At 73.8% G+C, this 16,373-nt stretch carries 14 protein-coding genes, 2 tRNA genes and 1 pseudogene; 7 read left to right on the top strand and 10 right to left on the bottom strand.

Features of this window, described 5'->3' with window-relative positions:
• Positions 1-44 precede the first annotated feature (44 nt).
• From ABZ780_RS09830 to ABZ780_RS09845, 4 genes are all read right to left on the bottom strand, one after another.
• Entirely contained in the window at positions 45-1,046 is a 1,002-nt protein-coding gene (locus ABZ780_RS09830) for a YihY/virulence factor BrkB family protein (RefSeq protein WP_357005130.1), read from the bottom strand.
• Positions 1,039-2,043, bottom strand: a complete 1,005-nt coding sequence (locus tag ABZ780_RS09835) for a diacylglycerol kinase family protein (protein WP_357005127.1) — start codon at positions 2,041-2,043, stop codon at positions 1,039-1,041. Before ABZ780_RS09835 ends, ABZ780_RS09830 begins: the two co-directional genes overlap by 8 nt.
• A 96-nt stretch (positions 2,044-2,139) precedes the next feature.
• A complete protein-coding gene (locus ABZ780_RS09840; protein WP_357006752.1) occupies positions 2,140-2,718 on the bottom strand; it encodes a Clp protease N-terminal domain-containing protein in 579 nt (192 codons plus the stop codon).
• Entirely contained in the window at positions 2,718-2,954 is a 237-nt protein-coding gene (locus tag ABZ780_RS09845) for an HTH domain-containing protein (RefSeq protein ID WP_007457155.1), read from the bottom strand. The genes ABZ780_RS09840 and ABZ780_RS09845 overlap by 1 nt, the downstream gene beginning before the upstream one ends.
• Before the next feature lie 158 nt (positions 2,955-3,112).
• Between ABZ780_RS09845 and ABZ780_RS09850 the strand changes: the two genes are divergently transcribed.
• The 3 genes from ABZ780_RS09850 (at position 3,113) to ABZ780_RS09860 (ending at position 7,289) form a co-directional block, all read left to right on the top strand.
• Positions 3,113-3,973, top strand: a complete 861-nt coding sequence (locus tag ABZ780_RS09850; RefSeq protein WP_357485536.1) for a universal stress protein — start codon at positions 3,113-3,115, stop codon at positions 3,971-3,973.
• Between the two features lie 66 nt (positions 3,974-4,039).
• Positions 4,040-6,433 carry a phosphoketolase family protein gene (locus ABZ780_RS09855; protein WP_357485538.1) on the top strand — a complete coding sequence of 798 codons (2,394 nt, stop codon included), beginning with the start codon at positions 4,040-4,042 and terminating at the stop codon, positions 6,431-6,433.
• A gap of 10 nt (positions 6,434-6,443) precedes the next feature.
• The gene (locus tag ABZ780_RS09860; protein ID WP_357005118.1) at positions 6,444-7,289 is read left to right on the top strand and encodes a universal stress protein; all 846 of its coding nucleotides are present in this window, start codon (positions 6,444-6,446) and stop codon (positions 7,287-7,289) included.
• A gap of 18 nt (positions 7,290-7,307) precedes the next feature.
• On the opposite strand, the gene ABZ780_RS09865 is transcribed toward ABZ780_RS09860, so the two are convergent.
• On the bottom strand, positions 7,308-7,787 hold the full coding sequence (locus tag ABZ780_RS09865) for a hemerythrin domain-containing protein (protein ID WP_357485871.1): 480 nt from the start codon (positions 7,785-7,787) through the stop codon (positions 7,308-7,310).
• Positions 7,788-7,796: 9 nt separating this feature from the next.
• Positions 7,797-9,653: pseudogene (locus ABZ780_RS09870) on the bottom strand (heavy metal translocating P-type ATPase); the annotation flags it as partial.
• Positions 9,654-9,807: 154 nt separating this feature from the next.
• Between ABZ780_RS09870 and ABZ780_RS09875 the strand changes: the two are divergent.
• Both ABZ780_RS09875 and ABZ780_RS09880 read left to right on the top strand, forming a co-directional pair.
• Positions 9,808-10,914 carry a nitroreductase family protein gene (locus tag ABZ780_RS09875; RefSeq protein WP_357006745.1) on the top strand — a complete coding sequence of 369 codons (1,107 nt, stop codon included), beginning with the start codon at positions 9,808-9,810 and terminating at the stop codon, positions 10,912-10,914.
• A gap of 42 nt (positions 10,915-10,956) precedes the next feature.
• Complete coding sequence (locus ABZ780_RS09880) at positions 10,957-12,687, top strand: GAF domain-containing sensor histidine kinase (protein ID WP_357485540.1); 1,731 nt, start codon at positions 10,957-10,959, stop codon at positions 12,685-12,687.
• 15 nt (positions 12,688-12,702) lie between these two features.
• Here ABZ780_RS09880 and ABZ780_RS09885 read toward each other — a convergent pair whose 3' ends face one another.
• On the bottom strand, positions 12,703-13,341 hold the full coding sequence (locus ABZ780_RS09885) for a response regulator transcription factor (RefSeq protein WP_357005112.1): 639 nt from the start codon (positions 13,339-13,341) through the stop codon (positions 12,703-12,705).
• 234 nt (positions 13,342-13,575) lie between these two features.
• Between ABZ780_RS09885 and ABZ780_RS09890 the strand changes: the two genes are divergently transcribed.
• Positions 13,576-14,550 (top strand): nitroreductase, encoded by a 975-nt coding sequence (locus ABZ780_RS09890; RefSeq protein WP_357005109.1) that lies wholly within the window; start codon positions 13,576-13,578, stop codon positions 14,548-14,550.
• Positions 14,551-14,571: 21 nt separating this feature from the next.
• Here the strand turns inward: ABZ780_RS09890 and ABZ780_RS09895 are convergent, their stop codons facing one another.
• The 3 genes from ABZ780_RS09895 to ABZ780_RS09905 form a co-directional block, all read right to left on the bottom strand.
• Entirely contained in the window at positions 14,572-15,564 is a 993-nt protein-coding gene (locus ABZ780_RS09895) for an NAD-dependent epimerase/dehydratase family protein (protein ID WP_357005107.1), read from the bottom strand.
• Between the two features lie 122 nt (positions 15,565-15,686).
• A tRNA-Val gene (locus ABZ780_RS09900) sits at positions 15,687-15,761 on the bottom strand.
• A 44-nt stretch (positions 15,762-15,805) separates the two neighbouring features.
• A tRNA-Gly gene (locus ABZ780_RS09905) sits at positions 15,806-15,878 on the bottom strand.
• Positions 15,879-16,026: 148 nt separating this feature from the next.
• Here ABZ780_RS09905 and ABZ780_RS09910 point away from each other — a divergent pair.
• Positions 16,027-16,296, top strand: a complete 270-nt coding sequence (locus ABZ780_RS09910) for a DUF6458 family protein (RefSeq protein ID WP_357005104.1) — start codon at positions 16,027-16,029, stop codon at positions 16,294-16,296.
• Positions 16,297-16,373 lie beyond the last annotated feature (77 nt).

The raw sequence follows: 16,373 nt of genomic DNA on the forward strand, positions 1-16,373 counted from the left end.
CCGATCCGCGCCGGGCGTACACGTGGCACCGGATCGGGCGCGGGCTAGAGGGCGGTCATGTCGCCGGTGTCGAGGAGTTCGGCGCGGTCCGCCTCGGGCTCCCACAGGTCGGGTTGGGCGGGCTCCTGCACGCCGATGCGCAGCGCCTCCAGTTGGGCGGCGAAGGACAGCCCGCCGAAGAGCGCCATTCCGGTCAGGTTGGCCCAGAGCAGCAGCGCCATCATGCCGGTCAGCGCACCGTAGGTCTGCCCGAAGTCGCCACTGAACCGCACGTACGCGGCGAGCAGCAGACTGGCCAGCCACCAGAGGGCGGTGGCGATGCCGGCGCCGAAGAACAGCCAGGAGAGGCCGGGCTGCCGGCGGCGCGGCGCATGCCGGAACAGCACGGCCACGGCGAGCACGGTCAGTCCGAGGCTCAGCGGGAAGCGGACCACGTTCCAGACGACGTTGGCGACCGCACCCCACTCGTAGTGCGCCCGCACCGAGTCGCCCATCGCGCCGCCGCCGACCAGGATCAGGAAGCCGGCCAGCGCGGGCAGGCCGGCGGCGACGGCCAGGATGGCGGCGCGGACGTACTTGCGCAGCGCGGGGCGATCCCGTTCCACGCCGTAGATGCGGTTGGCGCCGCGTTCGATCTGGGCCATCGTGGTGGTCAGCGTGACCAGCCCGGTGAGCAGACCGAGGGTGAGGGCCAACTCGCCGGCGTCCTCGACGCGTTCGCCCTCGCCGAGCAGTTCGGCGACCATCTGCTCGCTCTGACCGGGGGTGACCGCCAGCACCGTGTCGGCCACCACCCGGCCGCCCTCCTCGATGCCCAGCTCGCTGATCAGGCCGGTGAGGGCGATCAGGAACGGCACCACGGCGAGGCAGAGCTGCAACGCGAAGGCCCGCGCATGGCTGAACCCGTCGCCGTAGCGGAACCGGATGAAGGCGTCGCGCAGCAGGTGCCACCCGCCCTCGCGGCGCAGCGTGTGCCAGGCGTCGTCGGCGGACAGTTCCGCGTCGGCCATCAGCCGGGTCTCCGGCACGATCCGCGTGCTACTCACGGCGTGCCTCTTCGATCAGCTGCTCGCCCCGCTCCCCGGCGCCTTGTGCGTCGACGGCCAGGTCGGGGGTGTCCTCGGGTTGCGGAACGCAGAGCCACAGGGCCTGGGGTCGGACCTCGGCCCGCAGCTGCCGGCCCGGCGAGATGAGGTCGCCGTCCAGCTCCCGGGGCTGGTCCCGATTACTGGTGACCACCACCCGCCGGGCGCGGAACACCTCCATCCGCGGCACCTGGCCGCTGCGGCGGATCACCGCCCAGCCGAGCGCGAGCCAGTGCCGCAGGTTGCGCGGGGTGAGGACGGCGACGTCGAGCCAGCCGTCGTCCGGCTCGGCCTCGGTGAGCAGATGTACGCCGCCCTGTAGGCGGCCCACGTTGGCGATCAGGACCGACCGGGCGCGGCGGCGCACCGGGGGCCGGTCGTCGATGCGGATCTGCACCCGCATCGGCCGGTCCCGCAGGTGCCGGGCGGCGCCCATCACGTACGCGGGCCAGCCGATGCGGGCCTTGGTGGTCTCGGAGGTGGCGGCGAGCATCTGGGCGTCGAAGCCCATGCCGGCCATCACGGTGAAGTAGCTGTCCTCGACCGCGCCGACGTCGAGCAGCCGCCGACCCCGCTCGATGGCGACCTCGAGCCCGGCGGCGAGGTCGGTGGAGAGGCCGAGGTTGGCGGCGAGGAGGTTGCCGGTGCCCTGCGGCAACACGGCGAGGGCCACGTCCGTGCCGACCAGCCCGCTGACGCAGGACATCACGGTGCCGTCGCCGCCGCAGGCGAAGACGAGGTCGACGCCGGCCTTGACGGCCTGCTCGGTCTGGCCCCGGCCCGGGTCGTCGACGGTCGTCTCGAACCACTGGGGCTCGGGCCAGCCGGCGGCGGCCAGGGCGTCGTTGACGGTGCGGCGCAGCTCGTCGAGATCGTCGACCTTCACCGGGTTGACGACCACGGCCGAGCGCAGCCCGCCGTCGCCGCCTGAGGGGCGCCTGTCCTGTCCAGCATCCACGGCGTCAGTGTGCAGCACCGGGGCGGTGTCAGCGACCCGGCGACGCGGTGGCGTCGGGAGTGCCACAGACAGGTTTCAAACGCCGGCGGAGCCCGGTCAGGCCGCCGCCCGCAGCGCGGTCTCCACGCGTCGGCGCAGGTCGTCGAGGTCCACGCCGGACTCGGTGAGCACCAGCGCACCCAGCCCATGGCCCTCCCGGAGCACCCCGAGCAGGATGTGCTCGGTGCCGATGTGTCGGTGGCGCAGCCGCAGCGCCTCGCGCAGCGACAGCTCCAGCGCCTTCTTGGATCGGGGCGAGAACGGCCCGCCGAGGTACCGCTTGCGCCCCCAGCGGCGGCGTGGCGCCGGCACGGCCTCGCGCAGCGCGTCCGGGCCGAAGGACTGCTCGATCCGGGCGACGATCGCGGCCAGGTCGATGCCGATCTCCCGCAGGGCGGCGGCGTCCGCGTCGGCGAGGCCGGCGCCACCGGTGGCGGTGTGCCGCCGGATCCGATCGCGGAGGTCGTCGGCGCGCACCCCCGCGTCGGCGAGCACCCGGCTGGCGAGACCGGCGTCGTCGGCGAGCAGGGCGAGCAGCAGGTGCTCGGTGCCGACCGGCCGTTGGCCCTCGTCCCGCGCCTCCTCCAGTGCCCGCCGCACCACGCTCCGCGCCCGGTCGGTGAATCGTTCGAACATCACGCCTCCCAGGATGAGTTGACCGCCGGTCGTCCGGCGTGCTTCTTGTGCACCGCCTGCCGGCTGACCTCGAGCGCGTCGGCGATCTCCTGCCAGGACCAGCCCTGTCGACGGGCGTTGTCCACCTGGACCACCTCAAGCCGCTCGAGCAGCCGGCGCAGCGCGCGGACGGCGCGGAGCCCGACCCGTGGGTCGGTGCTGCCGGCCGCTGCCGCGAGTTCTGTCGCCTGACTCATATCGTCAACATACGTTGACAACACCACCTCTGTCAACCTTGGTTGACGACGCGCTCGGCAACGACGGCGATCCTGGCCCGCCACCGCGACCGCCCGACTACCCTCGGTGAAGGACACCGATGGTCGTGCCGGGCGCGACGCCCGGGAGGTGATATCGGATGGCGGCATCCGCCGACGCGGAGGTGCTCGTCGGCCTCGGCTCGGACCACGACCTCCCGGTCGTCGAGCAGGCCGCACAGGAGGCCGCCGGGCACGGCCGGCCACTGCACCTGCTGCACATCTTCGACTGGCACGCGGCCTTCTCGGCGAACACCGTCGCCACTCCCCGACAGCAGGCCGAAAAGCTCATCACCCAGGCCGCCCAGCTCGCCCATCAGGTCGAGCCGGGCCTGACCGTGCGCGCCGAGATCGTCGAGAGCGCCCTGCTGCCCACCCTCATCCGCCGCTCCGAGACGGCCTTCCTGCTGGCGGTCGGCGACAGCGGGATGGCCGGCAGCGGCCAGAACATCCCGGCCGAGACGTCCGCCGTGCAGTTGGCCGCGCGGGCCGGCTGCCCGCTGCTGGTGGTCCGCCGCGAGCCCCCGCCGGAGGGGCCGGTGCTGGTCGGCGTGGACGGCTCGCCCAGCTCCCACCTCGCCCTGCGGTGGGCGCTGGAGTGCGCGTCCCGGCGCGATGCCCGCCTGCTGGCGCTGCGGGTGGTGGAGAGCGACGAGGACACCGACGCGGTCGCCGAGCAGCTCAGAGACGCCATGGACCGCCACGCCGGCCGCCACGCCGGGGTGCCCACCGAGTGTCGCGCCGTCCGCGGTGACCCCGGCCAGGTTCTGATCGACACGTCCCGGTCGGCGCAGGTGGCCCTGGTCGCCGCCCGGGGCGACGAACCCGGCCGGGCCATGCTGGGCGCCGTCGCCCAGTCCCTGCTCTACCACTCCCCCGCCCCCGTGGTCGTCGTACGCGGCCTGGCCGACATGCCGCTCAAGGGGCCCGACGCCCACCCGGCCCGGGACCAACGGCCCTGACCCCGGGGCATCGACGACGACGAGGCTGAAGGCCGGACGCCACCCCTACCCGCGAGAGGCAGCATCATGGACACCGCTCTCGACGCGCACCGCCCCCTCGCCGAGGACGAACTGCGCCGGCTGGACGCCTACTGGCGCGCCGCGAACTACCTCACCGTCGGGCAGATCTACCTGCTGGGCAACCCGCTGCTGCGCGAGCCGCTGACCCCAGAGGACATCAAGCCGCGGCTGCTCGGTCACTGGGGCACCAGCCCCGGGCTCAACCTGATCTACGCGCACCTCAACCGGGTGATCGTCGCGCGTGACCTGGACGCCATGCTGATCACCGGCCCCGGGCACGGCGGCCCGGCCATCGTGGCCAACACGTGGCTGGAGGGCACCTGGTCCGAGCGCTACCACGACGTGGCGTGTGACGAGGAGGGGATGGCCCGGCTGTTCCGGCAGTTCTCCTTCCCCGGCGGCATCCCGAGCCATGTCGCGGCGGACGTGCCGGGTTCGATCCACGAGGGCGGTGAGCTGGGGTACGCCCTGAGCCACGCCTACGGCGCCGCGTTCGACCACCCGGACCTCGTGGTGGCCTGCGTGGTCGGTGACGGCGAGGCGGAGACCGGGCCGCTGGCCGGCAGCTGGCTGTCCAACGTGTTCCTCAACCCGGCGCGCGACGGCGCGGTGCTGCCGATCCTGCACCTCAACGGCTACAAGATCGCCAACCCGACCGTGTTGTCCCGGATCCCCGAGGAGGACCTGCTCGGCCTCCTGCGTGGCTCGGGCTACCAGCCGTACGTGGTGGCCGGCGACGATCCGGCCCTGGTGCACCACACGCTCGCCGCCACCCTGGACCGGGCGCTGGACGAGATCGCCGCCATCCAGCGCCAGGCCCGCTCCGGCGGCGCCGTCGAACGCCCCCGCTGGCCGATGATCGTTCTGCGGACGCCGAAGGGCTGGACCGGGCCGAGCGAGGTCGACGGCATCCAGGTGGAGGGCACCTACCGCGCCCACCAGGTGCCGCTGTCGCAGGTACGCGACAACCCGGCGCACCTCGCCGAGCTGGAGCGGTGGCTACGCAGCTACCGGCCCGAGGAACTGTTCGACGCCACCGGCGCGCCGGTGGACGAGCTGCGGGCGCTGCCGCCGCGCGGCGACCGGCGGATGAGCGCCAACCCGGTCACCAACGGCGGCGTCGTGCTGCGCGACCTGGCCCTGCCCGACTTCCGCGACTACGGCGTCGACGTACCCGAACCCGGCACGCCGATGGCCGGCGCGACAGGCGTGCTCGGCCCATGGATCCGCGACGTCATCGCCGCCAACCCGCAGACGTTCCGGCTGTTCGGCCCGGACGAGGTCGCCTCCAACCGGTTGGACGCCGCCTTCGAGGTGACCGACCGGGCCTGGATGGCCGGCACGCTGCCCGGCGACGACCACCTGTCCCCCGACGGCCGGGTGATGGAGGTGCTCTCCGAGCACCTGTGCCAGGGCTGGCTGGAGGGTTACCTGCTGACCGGCCGGCACGGGGTGTTCACCAGCTACGAGGCGTTCATCCACATCGTCGACTCGATGCTCAACCAGCACGCCAAGTGGCTGAAGGTGACCCGGGCGATCCCCTGGCGGCAGCCGCTCGCGTCGCTGAACTACCTGCTCTCCAGCCACGTGTGGCGGCAGGACCACAACGGCTTCTCCCACCAGGACCCGGGCTTCATCGACCACGTGGTCAACAAGAAGGCCGAGGTGGTGCGGGTGTACCTCCCGCCGGACGCCAACACCCTGCTCGCCACGATGGACCACTGCCTGCGCAGCCGGCACTACATCAACGTGGTGGTGGCCGGTAAGCAGCCGGCACCGAACTGGCTCACGATGGAGGAGGCGATCCAGCACACCCGCCGCGGCCTGGGCATCTGGGAGTGGGCCAGCAGCGACGGCGGCAGTGTGCCGGACGTCGTGCTGGCCTGCTGCGGCGACGTGCCCACGCTGGAGACGCTGGCCGCCGCCGACCTGCTCCGCCAGCACCTGCCGGAGCTGAAGGTGCGGCTGGTCAACGTGGTCGACCTGATGCGGCTCCAGCCGGACACCGAGCACCCGCACGGCCTGCCGGACAACGAGTTCGACACCATCTTCACCGCCGACCGGCCGATCATCTTCGCCTACCACGGCTACCCGTGGCTGATCCACCGGCTCACCTACCGGCGTACCAACCACGACAACCTGCACGTACGCGGCTACAAGGAGGAGGGCACCACCACCACCCCGTTCGACATGGTGATGCTCAACGACCTGGACCGCTTCCACCTGGTCATCGACGTCATCGACCGGGTGCCCGGCCTGGCCGCCCGCGCGGCGCACCTGCGCCAGCAGATGGTCGACGCCCGGCAGGAGGCCCGCGACTACACCCGGCAGTACGGCGAGGACGACCCGCGGGTCGGCCAGTGGCGCTGGGTCCGTGAAACCGACCCAACCAACCGTTGAGGAGGACGACGTGCGTGACGCGGAGATCCTGGTCGGCTACGACGGCTCCACCGACGCGTCGGTGGCCCTGGACTGGGCGCTGGAGGAGGCCGAGCACAGCGGCCAACCGGTGCGGCTGGCGTACGTCTTCGAATGGCTGACCGTGGCCAGTTGGGTCGGCCCGGGCGTGGCGCCCGGCGTCTGGCCGGACGACACCGCCCGGCGGCAGGTGGACGACCTGGTGCACAAGGCCGCGACGGACGCCGCCGCCACGCATCCCGGGCTGACCATCACCGGCCAGGTGTACGACGGGCCGCCGGCTCTGGTGTTGCAGGAACGCTCGGCCGACGCCGGGATGCTGGTGCTCGGCAGCCGAGGCCACGGCGGCTTCGGTGGGTTGCTGGCCGGGTCGACGGCGGTGTCGGTCGCCGCGCACGCGCACTGCCCGGTCGTGGTGGTCCGCGACGGGACCGGCAGCGAGCCGGACGGCCTGGTGGCGGTCGGTGTGGACGGTTCGGAGCCGTCACTGGTGGCGCTCGGCTTCGCCGCCGAACGGGCGGCCCAGCGGCGGGTGCCGCTGCGGGTGCTGCACGCCTGGACACCGGGCCCGAACGCCGAGGCCGGGGTGCCCGCCGAGCGGGCCGCGGTGGAGCAGGCGCTGGAGCCGTGGCGACGGACGTTCCCCGAGCTGGACGTGACAGTCGACCTGGTCCCGGGCAGCCCCGCAGCGATGCTGATCGAGGCGAGCCGCGACGCGCGGGTGGTCGTGGTCGGCAGCCGGGGCCGGGGCGGGCTGGCGGGGATGCTGCTCGGCTCGGTCAGCCAACAGGTGATCCAGCACGCCCACTGCCCGGTCGCGGTGGTCCGGGAACGCTGAGCGGGCCGGGCGCGCCGATCAGCGGTGCTCGGGCTGTGGGTCGGACGGGTTGAGCGTGAAGAACTCCTCCTCTTCCTGGGCCAGGTGCAGTCGGAGCAGGGCGTCCAACCCGTAGAGGGTGGCCAGCAGGTCGGGCACCTGGTCCGGCCGCAGCCGGCCGTCGGCGGTCTGGTTGAGCTGGGCCCCGAGCAGGTTGACCTGGCGGCGGATCTCCACGTGCGCCCGACTCATCGTCGCGGTCGCCGATTCGCTGCCCAGCGGGTCGGCCAGCGCCGGATAGAGCTGCCGTTGCTCGGCAGCCTCGTGCGGCAGCACCTGGTCGGTCAGCCGGCGGTACGTCTCCCGTACCGCCGGCAGGCACCGCGACGAGGCCGGGTCGGTGGCGACCAGGTCGGCGGTGTCACGCAGCCCGGCCAGCACGTCGCGTACCCCCTGGTGCTCCCCGGCGAAGCGGGCGAGCAACTCCCGGGTGCGCGGCGGGACGGCCCGGTGCCGCAACCCGCCGCCGAGGGCGCGCAGCGCGTTGAGGATGACCAGCACGTCGATGCCCTCCTGGAGGAACGCGCCAGCGACCGGGGGCAGCCGGCCGGCCGCCGCCGCGACCATCGCCAGCACCGCGAGCCCCATCCCGACGGTGGCGCTCTGCACGGCGATCCGGCGGGCGTACCGGGCGATCTCCACCGCGTCGGCGAGCCGGTCCAGCCGGTCCACGGTGAGCACCGCGTCGGCCACGTCCGCCGAGGCGCTCGCGCCGGTCGCGCCCATCGCCACACCCACGTGCGCCTGAGCCAACGCCGGCGCGTCGTTCACCCCGTCGCCGACCATCACGGTGACCGCCCGGTCCGCCTCGGCCCGGACCCGGTTCACCTTCTCCTGCGGCGTGCAGCGGGCGAGCACGTCGTCCACACCCACCACCTCGGCGACCTGGGCGGCGGTGGCCGGCCGGTCGCCGGTGACCATCACGATGCGCCGCAGGCCCGCCGCGCGCAGCCGCCGTACGGTCCGGCGGGCGTCGGGGCGCACCGGATCCTCCAACAGGATCGCGCCGAGCGGGCCGTCGTCGTCGCTGACCCACACCGTGGACCAGCCGGTCAGCTCGGTACGGGCCCGCGTCCGGTCCGCCCAGTCGGGCAGCTCGCCGGTGAACTGGCCCACCCGGATCAGCCGCCCGTCGACCCGGCCGCTGACCCCCACGCCCGGCTCCTCGGTCACCTCGGTCGGCTCGGTCAGCGTCAGCCCCCGCTCGCCGGCCTGCCGCACCAGCGCGGTGGCCAGCACGTGCGGGGAGAGCTGCTCGACCGAGGCGGCCAACCGCAGCACCTCGTCCCGGTCCCCGCCGGGTGCGACCACCGTCTCCGCGGCGCGCGGACGCCCCGCCGTCAGCGTGCCGGTCTTGTCCACCAGCAGGGTCTGTGCCCGCCCGAGCAGTTCCAGCGCGCCGCCGTCGCGGACCAGCACCCCGCGCCGGGCCACCCGGGACAGCCCGGACACGATCGCGATCGGGGTGGCCAGCAGCAGCGGGCAGGGCGTGGCCACCACCAGCACCGACACCGCCCGGACCAGATCGCCGGAGAGCAGCCACGCCAACCCCGCCAGCACCAGCGTGAACGGCACGAACGCGGCGGCGTACCGATCCGCCAGCCGGACCATCGGCGCCTGGTGGGCGGTCGCCTCCTGCGCCAGCCGGACGATCCCGGCGTAGGTGCTCTGCGCCGCGCTCTTCGTCGCCCGCATGCCGAACCCGGCGCCGGCGTTGACCACACCACTGGCCACCGCCTCACCGGCCGTCCGCTGGACCAGCCGCGACTCCCCGGTCACCACCGACTCGTCCAGGGTGGCCGGCTCGTCGATCGTGCCGTCGACCGGCACCACGTCCCCCGGGCCGACCAGCAACCGGTCCCCCACCGCCACCCGGTCCAGCGGCACCACCTCGATCGCGCCGCCGGGCCCACGCCGACGCGCGGTACGCGGAGCACGCTCCAGCAGGGCCCGCAGGTCGCGGGTGGCTCGGCGCTGCGCGTACGCCTCCAACGACCGCCCGGTCGCCACCATCACCGCGATCACCGCCCCGGCCAGGTACTCCCCGACCCCGAGCGCGCCGGCCAGGGCCAGCACGGCGATCACGTCCACGCCGAAGTGCCGGTGCCACAGCGCCCGCAGCATCGACCAGAGCGCGGGCAGCAGCGCGGCAACCGTGACGGCCGCCCAGATCAGGTCGGCCGCGCCGGCCCGACCGACGATCCGCAGCACCGCACCCGCCAGCACGGCGGCGGTGAGCCCGACCAGCGGCGTCCACGTCCACCAGCGGCGGATGCGGTGTCGGGCCGGCTGTTCCGGCACACACTCGGTCGAGTCCGCGCTCACCTTCGCATCGTCGCAGGCCACGACCGCCACGGGCCGGGCACCAGGCTTTTCGCCCGGCCCGGCGGCGCCCACGTTGCCAGGCGCGCGACCGGCGGGCAGCGGACGGGAGACAGCGACGGCCTGGCCGGGGCGGTGGGCGTGACGACCTGGCGGGATCGGGACCTGCGGCCCGTGCGGGACGCCGCCGGATGCCACAGGATGGAGCGGCGAGCCACGCGGGCACCGCGTCGTGAGGCACGATGAGCAGAGACGAAAGGTCGTGAGAATGAGTCAGGAAAGTCAGCTGACCACCGCGCTGGCGGAGGCCGCCGCGACCGCCGGCCACGCGCCCTCGGTGCACAACACCCAGCCGTGGCGTTGGCGGGTGCTGCCCGACGCGCTGGAGCTGCGTTCGGTGGCGGACCGGCGGCTGACGGCCACCGACCCGGAGGGCCGGCTGCTCGCGTTCAGCTGCGGCGCCGCCCTGCACCACGCCCGGGTGGCGCTGGCCGCGGAGGGTTGGCGCGCGGTGGTGCGGCGGATGCCCGACCCGGGCGACACCGAACTGCTGGCGCGGCTGACCGACCTGAGCCACATCCCGGCCGATCCGGACGCCATGCGGATCGTGCAGTGCATGTCGGTGCGGCACACCGACCGGCGTCCGGTCAGCGACGAGCCGGTGCCGGCGGCCGCGATCGAGGACATCACGCACGCGGTCACCGCCGAGGGCTGCCGGTTGCAGATCCTCAGCCGCGACCAGGTGCTGGAGCTGGCGGCCACGGCCGGACGCGCCGACACGGTCGAGGCCGAGGACCAGGAGCTGCGCGCCGAGCTGGCGTACTGGACCAGCCAGGCCGGCACCGGCACCGGCCTGCCGGCGGAGGTGCTGCCCGAGCAGCAGCCGCAGACCACCGTGCCGGCCCGCGACTTCGGCCGCCCCGGCAGCCTGCCGGTCGGCCCCGGCCACGACCGGGCGGCGGCGTACGCGCTGCTGTACGGCGACGAGGACGAGCCGGACAGCTGGCTACGCGCCGGTGAGGCGCTCTCCGCCGCCTGGCTGACGGCCACCCGCGACGGCGTGTCGGTGGTGCCGCTCAGCGCCGTGGTGGAGGTTCCGGCCACCCGGCAGACCCTGCGTCAGATGCTCGCCGGGATCGGCTACCCGTACATCGTGCTGCGGTTGGGGATCGCGGACCCGGCGGTCGCCGGCCCGCCGCACACCCCGCGGTTGCCCACCGAACAGGTGGTCGACACCTCCGCCGTGCGCGGCGAGCGGAGCTGAGGCACGAGACAGGGCGCCCGACGTCGGCAGTACGATCGCTCGATGACCAGCACCGACCCGCAGCACCGCCCGGAGTTCCCGGTGACGCCGTCGCTCGGGCTGAGCCCGCTGTCCCGGGTTCGTCTCGACGAGTTGCTCCAGGAGATGCTCGACCGGGTCGGCGAGGTGATGACCAGCCGGGAGCGGCTGCGAGCCCTGCTCGACGCGGTGGTCGGCATCGGCACCAACCTGGATCTGCGCACCACCCTGCAACGCATCGTGCAGGCGGCCTGCGAGCTGGTCGGCGCCCGGTACGGCGCGCTGGGCGTGGTCGGCCCGGACCGGCTGCTGCACGACTTCATCGTGCACGGCATCACCGCCGAACAGCACGAGCAGATCGGTGACCTGCCGCACGGGCGGGGTGTGCTCGGCCTGCTCATCGACGACCCCCGGCCGTTGCGGATGCCGGACATCACCCAGCACCCGCTCTCCTACGGCTTCCCGGCCAACCACCCGCCCATGCACACCTTCCTGGGCGTGCCGGTGCTCATCCGGGAGCAGGTGTTCGGCAACCTCTACCTGGCCGAGAAGAAGGGCGGCGTGCAGTTCACCGACGACGACGAGGAGATCGTCGTCGCGCTCGCCGCAGCCGCTGGCGTGGCCATCGAGAACGCCCGCCTCTACGCCCTGGCGCACCGGCGGGAACGCTGGCTGGCCGCCACCGCCGAGATCACCACGGTGCTGCTCGGTGAGGTCCGCCGCACCGACGCGCTGACGCTTGTCGCCCGCCGCGCCCGGGAGGTCGCCGAGGCGGAGCTGGCGCTGGTGCTGCTGCACGACACCGACACCGACCAGTTCACCGTCGAGGTGGTCGACGGCGTCGACGAGCAGGCACGGGCGCTGGTCGGCGCCGTCCTGCCGGCCGCCGAGACCAGCTTCGGCACGGCCGTGGCCGAGGGCCGGCACGACCAGGTGGACGACCTGGCGCACGCCGCGCCGTGGCCGGCGCTGCTGCACACCGGGCCAGCGACGATCTCACCGCTGGCCACCGCCGAGACGCTGCACGGTGTGCTGATCGTGGCCCACGGGCCGGAGCGCGGCGGCGGCACCAGCGCCGAGGACGTCGCCCTGCTGGGCAGTTTCGCCGGGCAGGCCGCGCTGGCCATGGAGCGAGCCCGCGGTCAGGAGGAACGGGAGCTGCTGGTGGTCCTGGAGGACCGCGAGCGGATCGCCCGTGACCTGCACGACGTGGTGATCCAGCGGCTCTTCGCCACCGGGCTGCAGTTGCAGAGCACCGCCCCGATGGCCCGCCCGGAGCTGGCCAAGCGGATCAACGCGGCCGTCGACGATCTCGACGCGACCATCCGCGACATCCGCCGGACCATCTTCGAACTGCGTACGCCGATGTCCGCCGCGCTGCGCACCGAGATCCGGGAGGCGGTCGAGGCGGCCGCCGAGTCGCTGGGCTACCGGCCGCACCTGGAGCTGAGCGGGCCGGTGGACAGCGCCGTCCCGGACGCGATCCGCCCCGACCTCACCGCCGTGCTGCGCGAGGCGTTGTCCAACGCGGTCCGCCACGCGCAGGCCACCCAGGTCGCCGTGGCCGTACGCGTCGCCGAAGGCCAGGTCACCCTCACGGTCACCGACAACGGGGTGGGCTGCGACCCGGCCGCCGCCCGGGGTGGGCTGGTCAACCTGCGGGAGCGGGCCGACCGCCTCGGCGGCACCTTCACGATCCGGCGGGTCGACCCGCACGGCACCGAGCTGTGCTGGTCGGTGCCGCTGCGCGACTGACCGGCACGGGCCGGGTCAGGGCATCTTGCCCAGCAGTCGGGTGGCCAGCACGGCGGCCTGGGTGCGGCGCTCCAGGCCGAGCTTGGCCAGCACGCTGGAGACGTAGTTCTTCACCGTCTTCTCCGCCAGGAACATCTTCCCGGCGATCTCCCGGTTGGTCAGCCCCTGCGCCACGTACTCCAGGATCCGCCGCTCCTGCTCGGTGAGCGCCTTCAACTCTCGGGGTTGCTCGACGCCGTTGCGGATGCGCTCCAGCACCCGGGTGGTGATCGCCGGGTCGAGCAGCGACTGCCCGGCCGCCACCCGGCGCACCGCGTCGACCAGGTCGGTGCCGCGGATCTGCTTGAGCACGTACCCGGCGGCCCCCGCCATGATCGCCGCGAACAGCGCCTCGTCGTCCTCGTACGAGGTGAGGATCAGACCCTTGATGGACGAGTCGACGGCGCGCACGTCCCGGCACACGTCGATGCCGTTGCCGTCGGGCAGGCGGGCGTCGAGGATCGCCACGTCGGGCCGCAACGCCGGAATGCGGCGGGCCGCCTCCTGCGCCGAACCGGACTCGCCGACCACCTCGATGTCGCCGCTGCTCTGCAGCAGGTCGGCCAGGCCACGACGGACGACCTCGTGGTCGTCGAGCAGGAAGACGCGGATCATTCCTCGTTTCTACCCGCCCCGCACGTCAACCGCACGGGCCGAAGGTCCCGCCGCGCCGAAACCCCGGTCCCGCGACCGCGCCCGGCCGGTGCGACCGGGGGCCTGGGCAGGGGCGGTCGGGCCCACCGGTTCGGGACGTACGGCCCTGCTCGGCACCCACCCGGCGGGCGGACCGTAGGGGTTACAGCCGTCGCGGCGTCTCCCGCGATCGGCCCACGGGAAGGGAGCACCGCCATGGACATCGGCTACACCGCTGACCACCTGCGGGCCGCCGCCGTCGACGCGGTCCGGGCACCCTCGCTGCACAACACCCAGCCGTGGCGGCTACGGCTGCGCGACGGGGGCATCGAGGTGCTGGTCGACCCGGCCCGGCGGCTGCCGGCGACCGACCCGAGCGGCTGGGGCGCCCGGGTCGCGTGCGGCGCGGCGCTGTTCAACCTGCGGATCTCGCTGGCCGTCGCCGGCAGGCCGGCGACGGTGCGGCTGCGCCCCGACCCGGCCGAGCCCGACCTGCTGGCCCGGCTGGTGCCGGACCTGCCGCGCCGCCCCACCCCCGCCGAGCAGAGCCTGCACACGGCCATCCCGCGCCGGTTCAGCAACCGGATGCCGTTCTGGCCGGACCCGGTGCCGTCCGACGCCCGCTGGCGGCTCATCGAGGCGGCCCGCGCCGAGCAGTGCTGGCTGGAGCTGCTGGTCGGGGTGAGCGCGGTGACCGCCTTCGGTGAGGTCGCGCGCAGCGCACACCGGGTGCTGGAACGCGACCCCGCCTACCGGACGGAACGCGAGGCGTGGCTGCGCCGGGAACCCGCACCGGACGGCGTGCCCGCCTCGGCCGGCGGCCCGCAGAGCGAGCCACAGGACGTGCTGCCGACCCGGGGCTTCGGCGGACGCGACCGTGCGCCGGGCCGGGACTTTGAACCGGAGCCCCTGGTGGGGGTGCTCGGCTCGGTGGGTAACACGGCCGTCGACCAGGTAGTCGCCGGCCAGGCCCTGCAACGGGTGCTGCTCACCGCCACCGACTCCGGGCTGAGCGTGTCGATGCTGTCCCAACCGATCGAGGTGCCCACCGCGCGGGAGCAGTTGCGGCTGTCGCTGGGGCGGTTCGGCGCGCCGCAGATGGTGCTGCGCATCGGGTACGGCCAGCCGGGCCGGCCCACCCCGCGCCGTGGGATCGACGAGGTGCTGGACCTGCCGGTGGTGCGGGCCTGAACTCGTCGACGGCGGACACCCTCAGGCGGCGAGCAGGGCGGCCTCCCGGATCGGGTCCAGGCCGATCGAGCTGCGGAGCGGTCGTCCGGCGCGCGGCGGAACCGAACCGACGTCGCGTAGCCACCGCCAGGTGTCGTCGACGGTTTCGACCACCGGTCGGCAGGTCAGCCCGGCAGCGAGGGCGCGGGTCACGTCCCGCTCCAGCAACCCCCGGTACGGGTGGCCGACCGGCAGCCAGATCGGCAGGTCGCTCCAGGGCTCCACACCGGCGGCGAGGATCGACGCGGGATCGGTCCAGCGCAGTCGGGCGTCGCCGCCGGTGGCAGCCACGCACGCGTCGAGCAGCTCGCCCATCGTGGTCTGGGCGGGGCGACCGATCGCGTTGAACGTGCCGCCCACCCGCCGGGCGCCCGCGTCCAGCATCCACCCCGCCAGGTCGCGGACGTCGATGTACTGCACCGGCAGGTCGGCCGGCCCGGGGGCGAGCACGTCACCGCCCCGTTCGATCCGCCGCAGCCACCACGGCAGCCGGCCGATGTCCTCGCCCGGGCCGAGGATCAGGCCAGCCCGGGCGACCAGCGCACGCGGGCCGAAGACCTCCCGCACGGCACGCTCGGCACCGGACTTGAGCTGCGGGTAGTCGCCGTCGACGGAGTCCGGGTCGGCGTCCACCACCGGGGAGTCCTCGTTCAGCCCGAGTGCGGCCGGGTCGGTGTAGACCGACCCGCTGGACACGTACACGAAGTGACCGACCGCGTCGACCAGGGCGCGGGCGGCGTCGCGGGCAGCGCGTGGCGCGCCGTCCCAGGTGTCCACCGCCAGGTCCCACTCGCCGGCGGCCAGAGCCGCCAGGCCGTCCGGCGCGGTGCGATCACCCCGCAACCGGTGTACGCCAGGCGGCACCGTGCCGTGCAACCCTCGGTTGAACACCGTCACCGACCAGCCACGGCGCACGGCCTCGGTGACGGTCGCCCCGCCCACGAAACCCGTCCCGCCCAGCACCAGCAGTCTCATGCGCCCCACCCTGGTCGCCCGGGCCGGCAGACGACACCCCTGTTCACCGACAGCGGATCTGCTCCTGGCAGAACGATCAAGGGCCGGGCCTCGATGGCCCAGCCCTTGATCACGACAACTGATGGTGGGCGATACTGGGTTTGAACCAGTGACCTCTTCCGTGTCAAGGAAGCGCGCTCCCACTGCGCCAATCGCCCGTGGTCCCCCCGATCCGACAACCAGGATCGTGGGGCGGATCGCGAGCGGACGACGGGATTCGAACCCGCGACCCTCACCTTGGCAAGGTGATGCGCTACCAGCTGCGCTACGTCCGCACGTCCCCGGCAAGCGCCGGCGACGGGTGAACTCTACCCGATGCCAAGATCGCCGAGCGCGGCCCCCTCGGGCATGGGCGATTGCACTGCTGGGCGTCGGGGTACTGATGAACCTCGACAGCGCACCACACCCCCTAAGGAGGCTGTCGTGGGTATCGGCACCAGCATCTTCCTGATCGCGCTCGGCGCGATCCTCACCTTCGCGCTGGACGCGAACATTGGCGGCCTCGACCTCGACGTGGTCGGCTGGATCCTGATGGCGGCCGGCGTGCTCGGCCTGATCATGACCACGCTGATCTGGGGTCGCCGCCGCTCGGCGGTCCCCGCCACCGAGCAGCCGGTCGAGTACCGGCGGGTCGAGGAACCGGTGGAGTACCGCCGGGTCGAGGAGCGTCGGGACATCGCCCCGCCGCTGTGACACCGCCACCGGCCGTGGCCGGTGCACCCGCAGGAGCACGCGCCCCGGGCCGGCCGCCTCGAACGAGGTGACCGGCC

This window comes from Micromonospora sp. NPDC047467 (assembly GCF_040643095.1).
In the GTDB taxonomy this organism is placed as follows: Bacteria; Actinomycetota; Actinomycetes; order Mycobacteriales; family Micromonosporaceae; genus Micromonospora.

Excerpts from the sequence above, each read along its gene's own strand:
- ABZ780_RS09850 (WP_357485536.1), top strand. The coding sequence starts at position 3,113 with ATGGCGGCATCCGCCGACGCGGAGGTGCTCGTCGGCCTCGGCTCGGAC.
- ABZ780_RS09845 (WP_007457155.1), bottom strand. The coding sequence starts at position 2,954 with ATGAGTCAGGCGACAGAACTCGCGGCAGCGGCCGGCAGCACCGACCCA.
- ABZ780_RS09880 (WP_357485540.1), top strand. The coding sequence starts at position 10,957 with ATGACCAGCACCGACCCGCAGCACCGCCCGGAGTTCCCGGTGACGCCG.
- ABZ780_RS09895 (WP_357005107.1), bottom strand. The coding sequence starts at position 15,564 with ATGAGACTGCTGGTGCTGGGCGGGACGGGTTTCGTGGGCGGGGCGACC.
- ABZ780_RS09840 (WP_357006752.1), bottom strand. The coding sequence starts at position 2,718 with ATGTTCGAACGATTCACCGACCGGGCGCGGAGCGTGGTGCGGCGGGCA.
- ABZ780_RS09855 (WP_357485538.1), top strand. The coding sequence starts at position 4,040 with ATGGACACCGCTCTCGACGCGCACCGCCCCCTCGCCGAGGACGAACTG.
- ABZ780_RS09885 (WP_357005112.1), bottom strand. The coding sequence starts at position 13,341 with ATGATCCGCGTCTTCCTGCTCGACGACCACGAGGTCGTCCGTCGTGGC.
- ABZ780_RS09890 (WP_357005109.1), top strand. The coding sequence starts at position 13,576 with ATGGACATCGGCTACACCGCTGACCACCTGCGGGCCGCCGCCGTCGAC.